The sequence below is a fragment of the Rhodococcus sp. KRD175 genome, from assembly GCF_017168275.1.
GTDB lineage: Bacteria > Actinomycetota > Actinomycetes > Mycobacteriales > Mycobacteriaceae > Rhodococcoides > Rhodococcoides fascians.
This window is the reverse complement of record NZ_JABFAQ010000007.1, coordinates 12,078-27,658: the sequence shown is the minus strand read 5'-3', so window position 1 is coordinate 27,658 and position 15,581 is coordinate 12,078. Positions and strand designations below refer to the sequence as shown.

14 protein-coding genes are annotated in these 15,581 nt (G+C 65.0%); 12 read left to right on the top strand and 2 right to left on the bottom strand.

Annotated features, from left to right (window positions below):
- Nucleotides 1-112: 112 nt before the first annotated feature.
- A complete protein-coding gene (locus J1M81_RS12345; RefSeq protein ID WP_206498124.1) occupies nucleotides 113-802 on the bottom strand; it encodes an MBL fold metallo-hydrolase in 690 nt (229 codons plus the stop codon).
- A 258-nt stretch (nucleotides 803-1,060) separates the two neighbouring features.
- On the opposite strand from J1M81_RS12345, the gene uvrA reads away from it, so the two are divergent.
- Nucleotides 1,061-3,985 (top strand): excinuclease ABC subunit UvrA, encoded by a 2,925-nt coding sequence (uvrA, locus tag J1M81_RS12340; RefSeq protein WP_032374518.1) that lies wholly within the window; start codon nucleotides 1,061-1,063, stop codon nucleotides 3,983-3,985.
- 82 nt (nucleotides 3,986-4,067) lie between these two features.
- On the opposite strand, the gene J1M81_RS12335 is transcribed toward uvrA, so the two are convergent.
- Nucleotides 4,068-4,448, bottom strand: coding sequence for a DUF1844 domain-containing protein (locus J1M81_RS12335; protein WP_206498123.1), 381 nt, complete (start codon nucleotides 4,446-4,448; stop codon nucleotides 4,068-4,070).
- A gap of 379 nt (nucleotides 4,449-4,827) precedes the next feature.
- Here J1M81_RS12335 and infC point away from each other — a divergent pair, with 379 nt between their 5' ends.
- The 11 genes from infC to J1M81_RS12280 all read left to right on the top strand — a co-directional run.
- Nucleotides 4,828-5,568, top strand: coding sequence for a translation initiation factor IF-3 (infC, locus tag J1M81_RS12330; RefSeq protein WP_045841242.1), 741 nt, complete (start codon nucleotides 4,828-4,830; stop codon nucleotides 5,566-5,568).
- A gap of 116 nt (nucleotides 5,569-5,684) precedes the next feature.
- Complete coding sequence (gene rpmI / locus J1M81_RS12325) at nucleotides 5,685-5,879, top strand: 50S ribosomal protein L35 (RefSeq protein WP_008715923.1); 195 nt, start codon at nucleotides 5,685-5,687, stop codon at nucleotides 5,877-5,879.
- Nucleotides 5,880-5,965: 86 nt separating this feature from the next.
- On the top strand, nucleotides 5,966-6,355 hold the full coding sequence (gene rplT / locus J1M81_RS12320) for a 50S ribosomal protein L20 (RefSeq protein WP_008715924.1): 390 nt from the start codon (nucleotides 5,966-5,968) through the stop codon (nucleotides 6,353-6,355).
- A gap of 38 nt (nucleotides 6,356-6,393) precedes the next feature.
- The gene (locus tag J1M81_RS12315) at nucleotides 6,394-7,200 is read left to right on the top strand and encodes an RNA methyltransferase (protein ID WP_206498122.1); all 807 of its coding nucleotides are present in this window, start codon (nucleotides 6,394-6,396) and stop codon (nucleotides 7,198-7,200) included.
- A 70-nt stretch (nucleotides 7,201-7,270) separates the two neighbouring features.
- Nucleotides 7,271-8,338 (top strand): phenylalanine--tRNA ligase subunit alpha, encoded by a 1,068-nt coding sequence (pheS, locus tag J1M81_RS12310; RefSeq protein WP_206498121.1) that lies wholly within the window; start codon nucleotides 7,271-7,273, stop codon nucleotides 8,336-8,338.
- Nucleotides 8,339-8,393: 55 nt separating this feature from the next.
- On the top strand, nucleotides 8,394-10,880 hold the full coding sequence (gene pheT / locus J1M81_RS12305; RefSeq protein ID WP_206498120.1) for a phenylalanine--tRNA ligase subunit beta: 2,487 nt from the start codon (nucleotides 8,394-8,396) through the stop codon (nucleotides 10,878-10,880).
- A 69-nt stretch (nucleotides 10,881-10,949) separates the two neighbouring features.
- Nucleotides 10,950-11,504 carry a hypothetical protein gene (locus J1M81_RS12300; protein ID WP_206498119.1) on the top strand — a complete coding sequence of 185 codons (555 nt, stop codon included), beginning with the start codon at nucleotides 10,950-10,952 and terminating at the stop codon, nucleotides 11,502-11,504.
- A 52-nt stretch (nucleotides 11,505-11,556) separates the two neighbouring features.
- Nucleotides 11,557-12,612, top strand: a complete 1,056-nt coding sequence (argC, locus tag J1M81_RS12295; protein WP_094716024.1) for an N-acetyl-gamma-glutamyl-phosphate reductase — start codon at nucleotides 11,557-11,559, stop codon at nucleotides 12,610-12,612.
- Nucleotides 12,609-13,847 (top strand): bifunctional glutamate N-acetyltransferase/amino-acid acetyltransferase ArgJ, encoded by a 1,239-nt coding sequence (gene argJ, locus J1M81_RS12290; RefSeq protein ID WP_206498118.1) that lies wholly within the window; start codon nucleotides 12,609-12,611, stop codon nucleotides 13,845-13,847. Before argC ends, argJ begins: the two co-directional genes overlap by 4 nt.
- Nucleotides 13,844-14,758, top strand: coding sequence for an acetylglutamate kinase (gene argB / locus J1M81_RS12285; protein ID WP_206498117.1), 915 nt, complete (start codon nucleotides 13,844-13,846; stop codon nucleotides 14,756-14,758). Before argJ ends, argB begins: the two co-directional genes overlap by 4 nt.
- Nucleotides 14,755-15,581: acetylornithine transaminase (locus tag J1M81_RS12280; protein WP_206498255.1), on the top strand; the 827-nt coding region annotated here is incomplete at its 3' end. The genes argB and J1M81_RS12280, both read left to right, overlap by 4 nt.

Here is a 15,581-nt window from a genome sequence, read left to right as displayed (position 1 = left end):
CATGGCGGTTGTACGTGCGGACTCGCACCGAAAATAGTTCGAAGTCACCGGTGCGTGCACTTTTGTCACACTCTTCATACCCCGTGTTTCACGGTCTCAAGCACGCGCGGCGTCACCAGCCGCGTTCGCGCCATTCCGCCAGGTGCGGCCGCTCGTCACCGAGGGTGGTGTCCTTGCCGTGCCCGGGGTAGACGATGGTGTCGTCGGCGTAGCGGTCGAACAATTTGGCGCTCACGTCGTCGAGGAGGTGGGTGAAGTCCTCGGGGCCGTTGGTTTTGCCGACGCCGCCGGGGAACAGAGAATCGCCGGTGAAGAGGTGCGTCGTCTTGCCCTCGGCATCGGTCAGCGCGAGTGCTATCGAGCCCGGAGTGTGACCGGTCAGATGCACCACATCGAAGGTGAGCTCACCCACCGACACCGTGTCGTGGTCGGCCAGAAGACGGTCCGGAGCTACCGGCAGCGGTTCTGCGTCCAGCTCGTGGGCCGCGGTGGGCGAGTCGGTGCCACCGGCGATATCGGCCAGCGCCTGCCAGTGGTCGGCATGCTGATGGGTGGTGACGATCAGAGACAGGGTCGGTGCGTTCTCGTCGAGAAGCAGTGAGATGCGGTCCGCCTCGTTGGCGGCGTCTATCAGCAGGGAATGGCCCGTTGCGGAACAGACGACCAGGTAAGTGTTGTTGTCCATGGGGCCGACCGACATCTTGGTGATCGTGGCTCCGGGGATCGTCCGCCGCTGCGGGGGTGAACCCTGTGCAACGACGCCGGTGTAATTGTCGTCGATGACCATGAGGTGCTCGTCCATTTCGAGGACGCTACCGTCGGCAGCAACGACGGGAGCGCCGGGGTCACGCTCGTGGAAAAGTGTGTCGGTACCTGGACCTACCATTGCTACGAGGTGAGGTTCGTCGCTCACCTCGACAGGTTTTCGACGTGGAGTCCTCGGCTACACGGCATGTGATCGGTGCATCGGCACCACGCGTCATCATCGACTCGACGTCGGACAATGCTGCGTCGAGCAGCAACACGGCTCGACGTGCTCGTGAGAAAAGAAGGGAACACAGTGGCGGATCGCCTGATAGTGCGAGGTGCACGGGAGCACAACTTGAGGGGGGTCGATATCGACCTGCCCCGGGACGCGCTGATCGTGTTCACCGGTTTGTCCGGTTCGGGCAAGTCGTCTCTCGCCTTCGACACGATCTTCGCCGAAGGCCAGCGTCGCTACGTGGAGTCGCTGTCCGCATACGCACGGCAGTTCCTCGGTCAGATGGACAAGCCCGACGTCGACTTCATCGAAGGCCTGTCGCCCGCGGTCTCGATCGACCAGAAGTCGACCAACCGCAACCCACGCTCGACCGTGGGCACCATCACCGAGGTCTACGACTACCTACGGTTGCTTTACGCCAGGGCGGGCACTGCGCACTGCCCGGTGTGCGGCGAGCAGATCGCCAAGCAGACTCCACAGCAGATCGTCGATCAGGTTCTCGACATGGAGGAGGGCCTGAAATTCCAGGTCCTAGCGCCGGTGGTCCGAACCCGTAAGGGCGAGTTCGTCGACCTGTTCGACTCGCTCAACACTCAGGGCTACTCACGTGTGCGCGTCGACGGTGTCGTCCACCAGCTCAGTAGCCCACCGGTGTTGAAGAAGCAGGAAAAGCACGACATCGAGGTCGTCGTCGACCGGCTCACCGTCAAGTCCAGTTCGAAGCAGCGGCTCACCGACTCGGTGGAAACCGCACTGCGGCTGGCAGACGGGATCGTGGTTCTCGACTTCGTCGACCGTGAGGAGAACGCCCCCGATCGGGAGCGTCGTTTCTCGGAGAAGCTCGCGTGTCCCAACGGCCACCCGCTGTCCATCGACGACCTCGAACCGCGATCGTTCTCGTTCAACTCGCCTTACGGTGCCTGCCCCGACTGTGTCGGGCTCGGCGTGCGCAAGGAGGTCGATCCCGAGCTGGTGGTGCCCGACGGTGATCTGAGTCTGGCCGACGGGGCCATCGCGCCGTGGTCCATGGGCCAGACGTCGGAGTACTTCGGCCGCTTGCTGTCCGGACTCGCCGACGCCATGGGCTTCGATCTGCACGCTCCGTGGAACAAGCTGCCGGCAAAGGTCAAGCGAGCTGTCCTGGAGGGCAGCGACCACCAGGTGCACGTGAAGTACAAGAACCGGTACGGCCGCACCCGGTCGTACTACGCCGAGTTCGAGGGCGTCATGCCCTTCCTGCACCGCCGCCTCGAGCAGACCGAATCCGAACAGATGAAGGAACGGTACGACGGCTACATGCGCGACGTTCCGTGTCCTACCTGCAACGGAGCCAGGCTGCGTCCAGAAATTCTGTCGGTCACCATCGCGGCAGGTGATTTCGGGCCGAAGTCGATCGCCGAGGTGTGTGAACTGTCCATCGCCGACACGGCCGACTTCCTCAACAGCCTCACTCTGGGGCGACGCGAGGAAGCGATTGCGGGCCAGGTCCTCAAGGAGGTTCAGGCTCGACTCGGCTTCCTGCTGGACGTGGGTCTCGAATACCTGTCGTTGGCGCGCACCGCGGGCTCGCTGTCCGGCGGCGAGGCGCAACGTATCCGGCTCGCCACGCAGATCGGCTCCGGCCTCGTCGGCGTGCTCTACGTACTGGACGAGCCGTCCATCGGACTGCATCAACGGGACAACCGCCGGCTCATCGACACGCTGACGAGACTGCGCGATCTCGGCAACACATTGATCGTCGTCGAGCACGACGAGGACACCATCCGTACCTCGGACTGGGTCGTCGATATCGGACCGTTGGCCGGTGAGCACGGCGGACGCGTCGTGCACAGCGGTTCCTACGCGGACCTCCTCACCAACGACGAATCGCTCACGGGTGCGTATCTGTCGGGTCGCATGGAGATCCCGCTGCCGGACACCCGTCGGGTGGTCGACAAGAAGCGACAGGTCACCGTCGTGGGTGCCCGTGAACACAACCTCCAGGGAATCGACGTCAGCTTCCCCCTCGGTGTTCTGACGTCGGTCACCGGTGTCTCCGGCTCGGGCAAGTCGACTCTGGTCAACGACATCCTTGCGACCGTGATGGCCAACAAGCTCAACGGTGCCCGGCAGGTTCCCGGTCGGCACACCCGGATCAACGGTCTGGACCAACTGGACAAGCTGGTTCGCGTCGACCAGTCGCCGATCGGCCGCACGCCCCGGTCCAATGCTGCGACGTACACCGGGGTCTTCGACAAGATCCGTACGTTGTTCGCGGCCACCACCGAGGCCAAGGTTCGTGGGTATCAACCCGGACGATTCTCGTTCAACGTCAAGGGTGGTCGGTGCGAGGCGTGCTCGGGAGACGGCACGTTGAAGATCGAGATGAACTTCCTGCCCGACGTCTACGTCCCGTGCGAGGTGTGCGAGGGCGCTCGCTACAACCGTGAGACGCTCGAGGTGCATTACAAGGGCAAGACCATCGCCGAGGTTCTGGACATGCCGATCGAGGAGGCTGCCGACTTCTTCGAGGCCATCACGTCGATTCACCGGTATCTCAAGACCCTCGTCGAGGTCGGCCTCGGCTACGTCCGCCTGGGGCAACCGGCAACGACCTTGTCCGGCGGCGAAGCTCAGCGTGTGAAACTCGCAGCCGAGTTGCAGAAGCGATCGACCGGCCGCACGGTCTACATCCTCGACGAGCCGACCACGGGCCTGCACTTCGAGGACATCCGGAAATTGCTCGGCGTGGTGAACGGACTGGTCGACAAGGGGAACACCGTCATCGTCATCGAGCACAATCTCGATGTCATCAAGGTCTCCGACTGGGTAATCGACATGGGGCCCGAAGGCGGTTCGGGCGGCGGAACGGTTGTGGCACAGGGTAATCCGGAAGCCGTAGCAGCGGTGCCCGAAAGCTACACCGGAAAATTCCTGCAGGAGGCGCTCTCCCGTGAGGTAGTGGCGTCCACGCCGAAGGCGGCCCCGAAGAAGCGTCGGGCTCGTAAGGTCGCTGCGGTCTGACGCGAACACGTCGACGACGAAGCCGCATCCGGATTGCCGGATGCGGCTTCGTCGTCTGTCGGTGGGGGTGGGGTGCGCTCGTTCAGTGCACCGGGCCGGTGTACTTCTCACCGGGGCCGAGTCCCGGCTCGTCCGGGTGTGCGGAGGCTTCCCGGAACGCGCGTTGCAATGCCTGCAGGCCGTCGCGAATCGGTCCGGCGTGCGGACCGAGATACTCGACCGACGCGGTGACCAAGCCGGCGAGTGCGGTGATGACGCGTCGGGCCTCATCGAGATCGAGGTAGGGGCTCTCCGCGGGATCGGGCTCGGACAGACCCAGCTTCTCGGCCGCAGAACTCATCAGCATCACCGCTGCGCGGCTGATGACCTCGACCGCGGGAACCTCGGCGAGTTCCCGGACTTCTTGCTCGATACCGGTGGGGTCGGTGCCTGCGGGTTCGGCGGGCGTGGATGAACTGGTCATACCTACGAGAATCCCACGCCGCGGGTGTTGTCAGTGGGATCGGGTGTCGACTCGGCGCGATCGATCGACGCGATTGTCGGTTTCGGGCTTCTGCTGGTAGTCTGACTCGACGACCGTCTTCGGCGTGCGCTCCTCGATGGAGTTCACCGCATGAAGGCAGCAAGTGGAGCCCGACTCCCACCGGTATGTGATCCGAAAGGATGGCTTCCGGTCCGGTCGCACGACGGTCTCCCAGTTGGGATTCCCCAGTGCTTCCTCCTCGTGAGGAGACTGTACGACGCGCTATGTCGTACGGATCGACCGGTCGACATCGGGCCCTGCTGTCGGTACAGACCGGCTGCAGGGTTTTTTCGTTTTCGGTGTTGGTTCGCCGAGCGTGATGTCGAGGTTCGAGGGCGACGGGCTGTGTAAGTGGCAGGCGGTCGGGTTACACACCACACCGCACTACCTAGGAGGCCCCATCAGCACTGAGACCCGCATCAACGATCGCATCCGAGTTCCCGAGGTCCGTCTTGTCGGACCAGGCGGTGAACAGGTGGGGATCGTGCGTGTTGAAGATGCACTCCGCTTGGCTCTCGAAGCCGACCTCGATCTTGTCGAAGTAGCTCCCGACGCACGTCCGCCGGTCTGCAAGATCATGGACTACGGGAAGTTCAAGTACGAGGCTGCGCAGAAGGCGCGCGAATCGCGCAAGAACCAAACGCTCACCGTCATCAAGGAGCAGAAGCTCCGCCCCAAGATCGACGCGCACGACTACGAGACCAAGAAGCGCAACGTGGTTCGCTTCCTCGAAGCCGGCTCGAAGGTCAAGGTCACCATCATGTTCCGTGGTCGCGAGCAGTCGCGTCCCGAGCTCGGTTTCCGTTTGTTGCAGCGCCTGGGTGCCGACGTCGCGGAACTCGGTTTCGTGGAGACGTCGGCCAAGCAGGACGGCCGCAACATGACCATGGTCCTGGCTCCGCACAAGGGTGCCAAGACTCGCGTGAAGGCTCAGGAAAGCGCTGCCGCGCCGCCTGCGCAACGCGCACCGGCCCCCGCGCCGGAACAGCCCGCCGCTGCAGCTCCGGCTGCCGAAGCACCGGCCGCAGCAGCTCCGGCTACTCCGGCCCAGACCAACTGAGCTTCGCGCTCTACCAGTAAGACAGTCCCGCACCCGCCTCGGTGCGCAGTCCGTGCCGAGGCGCTGCGTGTCTGTGCCATGCATCACCGAAGAGCTAATACAGAACAGAGGATTTCATGCCCAAGCAGAAGACGCACAGTGGTGCCAAGAAGCGATTCAAGGTGTCCGGCAGCGGCAAGATCCTGCGCCAGAAGGCCGGCCGTCGCCACCTGCTCGAGCACAAGCCCACCAAGGTGACTCGTCGCCTCGATGGCGTCGCCGTTGTCAAGAAGGCCGACGTGCCTCGGATCAAGCGCCTGCTCGGCATCTGATCCGGCCCGCCGCCGACTGATTTCGGTCGGCTTCATCCCATTACCATTCGGGGTTTCACACGCCCCCAGATCGACAGGATTCACCAGTGGCACGCGTAAAAAGGGCCGTCAACGCCCAGAAGAAGCGCCGTTCGATTCTCGAAGCGTCCAAGGGCTACCGCGGACAGCGCTCACGTCTGTACACCAAGGCCAAGGAGCAGCAGCTCCACTCGCTCACCTACGCGTACCGGGACCGCCGCGCGCGCAAGGGTGACTTCCGCAAGCTGTGGATCACGCGAATCAACGCTGCAGCGCGGGCCAACGACATCACCTACAACCGATTCGTCCAGGGCCTGAAGGCCGCGGGCGTCGAGGTGGACCGCAAGATCCTCGCCGAGCTCGCTGTGTCCGATGCCGAGGCATTCGCCGGCTTGGTCGCCATCGCCAAGGCTGCATTGCCTGCCGATGTCAACGCTCCTGCTGGAGAAGCAGCCTGAGCGAGTCGCCGCACGACGATTCAACTCCGAAACGACCCGTGGATTCGCTGACCGAGCGAACTCCGCGGGTCGTTTCGGCCGTAAAGCTCGCTCGCGCTGCAGAGCGCAAGAAGGCGGGACTGTTCCTTGCCGAGGGCTTCAATGCTGTGTCCGAGGCTGCGCGGTTCGGTTCGGTCCGAGAGCTGTTCTTCACCGCGGACGCCTTCGACCGACACGAGAGCCTCATCGCCTCCGTCGAGGCCGCTGGAGCACGGGTGTTTCCGATCACCGATCGGGCCGCGAAGGCGTTGTCCGACACTGTCACTCCGCAGGGCCTGATCGCAGTCACCGAGTTGGTCGACGTCCCGATCGGCCGTGCGTTGGCCGGGACACCGCGGCTGGTGGCCGTTCCTGTGGAAATGGCCGAGCCTGGTAATGCCGGCACGATCATTCGTGTTGCCGACGCCGCGGGGGCCGATTCTGTGGTCCTGCTCGGCGACTCCGTCGATCCTCACAACGGCAAATGCGTGCGGGCCTCGGCCGGCAGCGTCTTCCATCTCCCCATCGCGCGGGAGCGCTCGATCGAGGGCGGCGTCGACGCACTGCGCCGTGCAGGACTGACGGTCGTGGCGACCGCCGCCGACGGCGAAGTCGACCTGGACGACGCAGACGAGCTGCTCCAGCAGCCGACTGCGTGGTTGTTCGGCAACGAGGCCCACGGTTTGTCCCTCCCCGTTGCCCAAGCTGCCGATCACCGGATCAGAATTCCCATCCACGGTCGGGCGGAGAGTCTGAACCTGGCGACCGCCGCGGCACTGTGTCTCTACGCGAGCGCCCGTGTTCGACGACGGTCGGCGAACCCGTGAATACGGTCGCCTAGGATCGTTACCACTCTGCCTCGTGCAGACCGACCATTATTCGAGGAGTGCATCTGTCGTGGCGAAGAAAGAGTCCGGGCCCGAGCCGGTAGATCCGAGCGTTCTCGAAGGGTCCGCACTCGACGCTGCGGTGGACTCGGCCGAGCAGGCGTTCGCCGACGCGTCGGACCTCGATGCGCTCACGAAGGTCAAAATCGATCACGTGGGTGGAAAGGCGCCACTGGCGTTGGCTCAGCGCGCCCTCGGAGCTCTTCCCGGTGACCAGAAGGCGGACGCGGGCAAGCGCGTCAAGGTGGCACGAGACCGGGTGCAGAAGTCCTTCGACGAGCGCCGCGCAGTGCTGTCGGCGGAGCGCGATGCGGCAATTCTCGTGGCCGAGACGATCGACGTGACGCTGCCGACCGACCGGGCACCCGTCGGAGCGCGCCATCCCATCACGATCATCTCCGAGCAGGTTGCCGACGTCTTCGTCGGAATGGGCTGGGAGGTCGAAGAGGGCCCCGAGGTGGAAACCGAGCACTTCAACTTCGACGCGTTGAACTTCCTGCCCGATCACCCGGCTCGCACGATGCAGGACACGTTCCACATCGCGCCGGAGGGCTCGCGGCAGGTACTGCGTACGCACACGTCGCCGGTGCAGGTGCGATCGATGCTCTCTCGCGAGGTGCCGATCTACGTCGTCTGTCCTGGCCGAACGTTCCGTACCGACGAGCTCGACACGACGCACACTCCGGTCTTTCATCAGGTCGAGGGGCTCGCGATCGACAAGGGCCTGACGATGGCGCATCTGCGCGGAACGCTGGACGCGTTCGCGCAGGCTCTGTTCGGCAGCGATACGCGTACTCGGATGCGGCCCAACTACTTTCCGTTCACCGAACCCTCTGCGGAGGTCGATGTGTGGTTCCCCAAGAAGAAGGGTGGAGCCGGTTGGGTCGAATGGGGTGGCTGCGGAATGGTCAACCCGAAGGTGTTGCAGGCCAGCGGCATCGACCCGGAGGTGTACACCGGTTTCGCGTTCGGCATGGGTCTCGAGCGAACTCTGCAGTTCCGCAACGACATCCCGGACATGCGGGACATCGTCGAGGGGGACATCAGGTTCACTCTGCCCTTCGGTGTTCAGGCCTGACGCCGCTACTCTCCAGCCCCACTTCATCTCGGATACAAGAAAGAGCTGAGCACACGTGCGAGTCCCACATTCCTGGTTGACCGAGGTCCTGCACGCGGGTACTCCCGACTGGTCCGTCTCGCCCGACGAGCTCGACGAGGGTTTCGTACGCGTCGGTTTCGAGGTCGAGGAGCTGGTCTCGTTGGACAACGTGACGGGGCCACTCGTGGTGGGTCGGGTCGAGTCGATCGAGGAACTGACCGAATTCAAGAAGCCCATTCGGTTCTGCCTCGTGAACGTGGGGGCCGACGAGCCTCAGGAGATCGTCTGTGGAGCACGCAATTTCGCCGAGGGGGACCTGATCGTCGCGGCTCTGCCCGGCAGCGTTCTGCCCGGTGGATTCGCCATCGCGTCGCGCAAGACGTACGGCCGCAACTCCAACGGAATGATCTGCTCGACGCTCGAGCTCGGTCTCGGCCGGGACCACTCCGGGATCCTGGTACTACCTGAAGGTACTGCGCAGCCCGGAGACGATGCCAAAGTCGTTCTGGGCCTGGATGACTCGGTGATCGAGCTGAACGTGACACCGGATCGCGGATACGCCTTCTCGGTGCGCGGCCTGGCCCGTGAGTTGGCGTGCAGCTTCGATCTTCCGTATGTGGATCCGGCGCGCACGATGCCCACCGAGGTCACCGGCGACGCCTGGCCCGTGACTGTCGAGCCCGAGTCCGGTACTTCTCGGTTCGCTCTGCGGAAGGTCGTGGGTATCGATTCTGCTGCCGTCACTCCCTGGTGGATGCAGCGGAGACTGCTGCTGGCCGGGGTGCGACCGATCTCGGTGGCCGTGGACGTGACCAACTACGTGCTCCACGAGCTCGGCCAGCCGTTGCATGCTTTCGACGCGAGCAAGCTCGACGGTGATCTCGTCGTGCGGCGCGCGAATGCGGGGGAGACGCTCACGACGCTCGACGGCGTCGAGCGCTCGCTCGATGCGGAAGACGTGGTCATCGCCGACGGAACGGGAGCCATCTCGTTGGCCGGCGTCATGGGCGGGGCGTCCACCGAGGTCGACGACTCGACCAGCGACGTCGTTCTCGAAGCAGCATCGTTCGATCCGCTCGCGGTGTTCCGAACCGGCCGTCGCCACAAGCTGTCGAGCGAGGCGAGCAAGCGATTCGAGCGGACTGTGGATTCGGCGCTCCCGGTTGCGGCGCTCGATCGGGCCGCACAGTTGCTCGTCGAGATCGCCGGTGGCCGTATCGAGCCGGTGCTGACCGACATCGGCGAGGCTGCCCGGTTCCCGTCGGTGACGATGGACTTCGACCTGCCCGATCGGATCGCGGGTGTGCAGTACCCCGACGGGACCGCTGCTCGACGGCTCGCTCAGATCGGCTGCACCGTCGAGGTGGATGTCGACGGTGGCGGCCACGGACAACTGGTCGTCGATCCTCCCTCGTGGCGACCCGACTTGGTGCAGCGCGCCGATCTGGTCGAAGAGGTGCTGCGGCTCGAAGGGCTCGAGAAGATCCCGTCGATTCTGCCGTCCGCTCCCGGTGGGCGCGGCCTCACCGTCGAGCAGAAGCGTCGGCGGGCAGTCGGCAAGGCCCTTGCGTTCGCCGGCTACGTCGAGGTTCTTCCGCCGGTGTTCCTGCCCAAGGGAATCTTCGACACGTGGGGCCTCGACGCGGACGACCCGCGCCGAGCGACGACGTCGGTGTTGAACCCGCTCGAGGCCGACCGCCCCGAGCTTGCGACGACCGTGCTTCCCGGTCTGCTCGAAATGCTGAGCAGGAATATCGCCCGCGGTCAGCGGGACGTGTCTTTGTTCGGAATCGCCCAGGTCGTTCTCCGGCACGACGCCACCGCTGCAGTGGACGCGTTGCCGGTCGATCGGCGACCGACCGACGATCAGATCGCGATGCTCCGTGGGTCCCTCCCCGCACAGCCGGTACACGTGGGCGTGGTGCTCGCCGGTCAGCGTGAGCCCTCTGGGCCCTGGGGTCCGGGCCGAGCAGCCGAGGCCGCGGACGCGTTCGCCGCTGTGCGCACGGTTGCCGCGGCGTCCGGTGTGCACGTCGATCTTCGTGCCGCACAACACCTTCCCTGGCATCCGGGCCGGTGCGCCGAGGTTCTTCTCGACGGTGAGGTCGTCGGGCATGCAGGCGAACTGCATCCGGCCGTGCTCGAGCGAGCCGGTTTGCCGCCGCGTACGTGCGCGGTGGAGCTGAGTTTGAGTGCTCTGCCCGTCGTCGAATCGCTTCCGGCCCCCGAGGTATCGCCGTACCCGGCCGTGTTGCAGGACGTCGCTGTCGTGGTCGACGCGTCCGTGCCCGCTGCGTCCGTCGAGGCTGCGCTGACGATCGGCGGTGGAGAACTGCTCGAGTCCATCCGACTGTTCGACGTCTACGAGGGTGAGCAGGTCGGCGAGGGGCGTAAGTCGTTGGCGTTCGCCCTCCGGTTCCGCGGTACGGACGGCACCCTGACCGAGGATCAGGCGACGGCGGCTCGCGACGCAGCCGTGGCTGCGGCGTCCACAGCGGTCGGTGCCCAGCTGCGTAGCTGAACCGTCGACGGCGCGGCCGGTGTTGTGCGTAGCGTGGTGTCATGACGGGTACGACGACGGGAGCGGCCGATGAGTGAATCCGACACGCAGGGCACGGCCTCGGATCTGCAGGTGTTGAACGAGGTTCTCGCGGCGGTTGTCGGCCGACCTCGGTTGGCTCCGGTGGCAGCGGCGGCATCTGCTCTGGCGGCCGAGTTGGGGACGGCGGAACCCGAGCCCGCCGGGCCGGATCGCGGCGTCCCGCCGGGAACCGTTCCCGATGTGGATGTTCCGCAGGTGACGAAACCTCGTATCGACCAGCCGCTCGGCGATCCACCACCGGGAGCTCCGTTGGGCGGAACGGTGCCGGGCGTCATCGATGCGGAATTGGTCGACGACCTGCCAGTCGGCGGGGGTGGGGGTTATGTCGGCGGTGCTATTACGGGCGACTTCACCGACTCCGGGGTGCCGACCTGGGACGGGGTGCGAGAAAAGGTGGAGCACCGCTCGGGTACGGCTGTCGGGGCGGAGGAGCTGGACCGGGAATCGAGAGCCGGTCAGGACCTGGACAAACAGTGGAACGATCGGCAGGAAGCCGGCCGAAAGAAGCTCGACGAAATCCGTAGATCGATGGGCAACAGCTAGCGTTTCCGGCCCGCCGATGAATGAGCTTGCATGATGCTGCATAATAAACCGCATGACTATTTCGGAGGCAACGCCGAAGCGCATCGCGGTGGCAGGTGCCAGTGGCTACGCCGGTGGTGAGATCCTTCGCCTGCTGCTCGGCCACCCGGCCGTACGCGACGGCTCGTTGGTCATCGGAGCGCTGACTGCGGGCGGCAATGCAGGCGCGACACTGGGTGAGTTCCATCCCCACCTGTTGCCGCTTGCCGACCGTGTTCTCGGCCCCACGACGGTCGACGAACTTGCCGGGCACGACGTGATCTTCCTCGGGTTGCCGCACGGTAAATCCGCCGAACTCGCGCTTCGGTTGCCCGAATCCGTGGTGATCATCGACTGCGGTGCCGATTTTCGCCTCAACGACTCGGCAGCCTGGGAGAAGTACTACAAGTCTCCGCATGCGGGGACTTGGCCGTACGGGCTCCCAGAGCTACCGGGGCACCGCGAGCTCCTGGTCGGGGCCACGCGTATCGCCGTGCCCGGGTGCTATCCGACGGTGTCGAGTCTTGCCCTGGCCCCGGCAGTTGCCGCCGGAATCATCGAGCCACGGGTCAACATCGTTGCGGTCACCGGCACGTCCGGTGCGGGCCGGGCACCCAAGGCCGACCTGCTGGGCTCCGAGGTGATGGGCTCGGTTCGCGCATACGCGGTAGCAGGCGCGCACCGGCACACTCCGGAGATCGTGCAGAATCTGTCGGCGGTGGCCGGTACCGACGTGTCGGTGTCGTTCACTCCGGTACTCGCGCCGATGCCGCGTGGCATTCTGGCCACCTGTACGGCCGTGACCACCGCTACCGAGGCTCAGGCCGTCGAGGTGTACGAGAAGGCCTATGCCGCGGAGCCCTTCGTTCATGTTCTTCCGGCCGGGCGGCTGCCGCAGACCGGTTCGGTCATCGGATCGAACGCTGTGCAGATGAGTGTGTCCGTCGATGCAGACGCCGGTTTGCTGGTCGTCATCGCGGCCATCGACAACCTGGCCAAGGGAACAGCCGGTGCAGCAGTGCAATCGATGAATCTGGCGTTGGGAATCGACGAGACCGACGGTCTCTCTACCGTAGGAGTTGCTCCATGACCGGCCTGAAGAGCGAGACGGACGCGGTCGCCTCGATCGCGGGGAAGCTGGTGCGTTCCCAGGGCGTGACGTCTCCCGCCGGATTCCGTGCGGCCGGGATTCCCGCGGGTATCAAGGCAAGTGGCAGGTCCGATCTGGCTCTGGTGTTCAACGAGGGCCCGGACTTCACGGCAGCGGGCGTCTTCACCCGCAACAAGGTCAAGGCCGCGCCGGTGCTGTGGTCGCAGCAGGTGCTCACCACCGGTCGGCTTCGCGCGGTGGTGTTGAACTCGGGCGGTGCCAACGCTTGTACCGGTGCACCCGGTTTCCAGGACGCGCATCGGACGGCGGAGGAGGTCGCGTCCGTGTTGAGCAACTGGGGTTCGGAAACAGGGGCGATCGACGTTGCCGTGTGCTCGACGGGTCTCATCGGCGACCGGTTGCCGATGGACAAGCTGCTGCCCGGGGTGACCGAGGTGGTGCACGAACTGGCCGGCGGTATCTCCGGAGGCACCGATGCCGCCTACGCGATCATGACCACCGATACCGTGCCGAAGCAGGCCGCGGTTCATCACGCAGACAAGTGGAATGTGGGTGGGATGGCCAAGGGCGCGGGCATGCTCGCACCGTCGTTGGCCACGATGCTCAGTGTCATCACCACCGACGCCGTCGCCACTTCGGAACAGCTGGACAAGGCGTTGCGTGCGGCGACCCGGCTGTCGTACGACCGGCTCGACGTCGACGGTGCGTCCTCCACCAACGACACGGTACTGCTGCTCTCCTCTGGGGCGAGCGGTGTGAGCCCTTCGCAGGAGGACCTCGACGCTGCTGTTCTGGCGGTGTGTGACGACCTCGCCGACCAGATGATGGCCGATGCCGAGGGCGTCACCAAGCGAGTGAAGATCACCGTCTCCGGTGCAGTGTCCGAGGACGAGGCTCTCGTCGGTGCGAGGACGGTCGCCAGGGACAGTCTCACCAAGACAGCTCTGTTCGGTTCGGATCCCAACTGGGGTCGTGTACTGGCGGCAATCGGTATCGCACCGATCGAACTCGATCCGGATCGGATTGCCGTGTCGTTCAACGGCAATCCGGTGTGCATCGACGGCGTCGGCGCTCCGGGTGCGCGCGAGGTCGACCTGTCCGGAGTCGATATTGCCGTGACCATCGACCTCGGACTCGGGTCCGGTACGGCCACGATCAGAACGACGGATCTGTCCCACGCCTACGTCGAAGAGAATTCGGCGTACTCGTCATGACCGCTGCCGCAACACCATTGACCGCAGCGCAGAAGGCGTTCACGCTCGCCGAGGCACTGCCCTGGCTCCAGCGTTTCTCGGGCAAGATCGTCGTGGTGAAGTATGGCGGGAACGCCATGATCGACGACGATCTCAAACGAGCATTCGCCGCCGACATGGTGTTTCTCCGCACCGTCGGAATTCACCCCGTCGTCGTACATGGCGGAGGCCCGCAGATTTCGGCCATGCTCACCCGACTCGGCCTGACGGGTGAGTTCCGCGGCGGATTCCGGGTCACCACACCGGAAGTCATGGACATCGTTCGGATGGTGCTGTTCGGGCAGGTCGGCCGTGAACTCGTCGGCTTGATCAACAGTCACGGGCCCTATGCCGTCGGAATCTCGGGGGAGGACGCGCACCTGTTCACCGCGACGCGTCGTTCGGTCCTGGTCGACGGCGTCGATACCGATATCGGTCTGGTGGGCGACGTCACCTCGGTAGATCCGAAGGCGATCTTCGATCTGATTGCCGCAGGACGCATTCCGGTGGTCTCCACCATCGCACCCGACAGTGACGGCGTGGTGCACAACATCAACGCCGATACCGCTGCTGCTGCTCTCGCCAGTGCGATCGGGGCCGAGAAGTTGGTCGTGCTCACCGATGTCGAGGGTCTCTACACGGCGTGGCCCGATCGCAGCTCGCTGACCTCTCGAATCGACGCGTCGGAACTCGACGCCTTGCTGCCCACGCTCGATGCCGGGATGGTTCCGAAGATGGAAGCGTGCCTGCGGGTCGTTCGTACCGGCGTGCCGTCGGCGCACGTCATCGACGGTCGCGTCGAACATTCGGTTCTCGTGGAGCTGTTCACCGGTGAGGGGATCGGCACCATGGTCACCCCCGATCACTCGTCTACGTCAGGAGTCACGTCATGACCGGCACGCAGTCCACGGTCGATCTACAGCAGCGGTGGTCCACGTCGCTGATGGACAACTACGGTGTGCCGCGAGTAGCGCTCGTTCGAGGCGAAGGCGCTGTGGTGACCGACGCCGACGGCAAGCAGTACCTCGACCTGCTGGCCGGTATCGCCGTCAATATCCTGGGCCACGCTCATCCTGCGGTGATCGAGGCGGTCACTGCTCAGCTCTCCACTCTGGGTCATACGTCGAATCTGTATGCGACGGAACCGGGTATCGAACTGGCCGAGCAATTGCTCGCACACCTGGGTGCGGGTGCGACGGGACGAGTGTTCTTCTGCAACTCGGGTACCGAGGCCAACGAGGCGGCGTTCAAGATCGCGCGTCTGACCGGTCGTCCCCACATCATTGCCGCCGAGAAGGCCTTTCACGGACGGACGATGGGTGCACTGGCGCTCACCGGACAAGCCGACAAGCGAATTCCGTTCGAACCCATGCCTGCCGGTGTCCAGCACGTGCCCTACGGAGACATCGCCGCGCTCGAGGCAGCCGTCGATTCCGACACCGCCGCAGTGTTTCTCGAACCCATCATGGGGGAGGGCGGCGTGGTCGTTCCTCCGGACGGGTATCTCGTTGCCGCACGTGAGATCACGGCGAAGCACGGCGCGCTGTTGGTCCTCGACGAGGTGCAGACCGGTATCGGCCGCACGGGCTGGTTCTACTCCCACCAGTCGGTCGGCATCGTGCCCGACGTGATCACCTTGGCCAAGGGGCTGGGCGGGGGTCTGCCCATCGGAGCCTGCATCGGCATCGGGGCGGCGGGAGAGTTGTTGCATCCGGG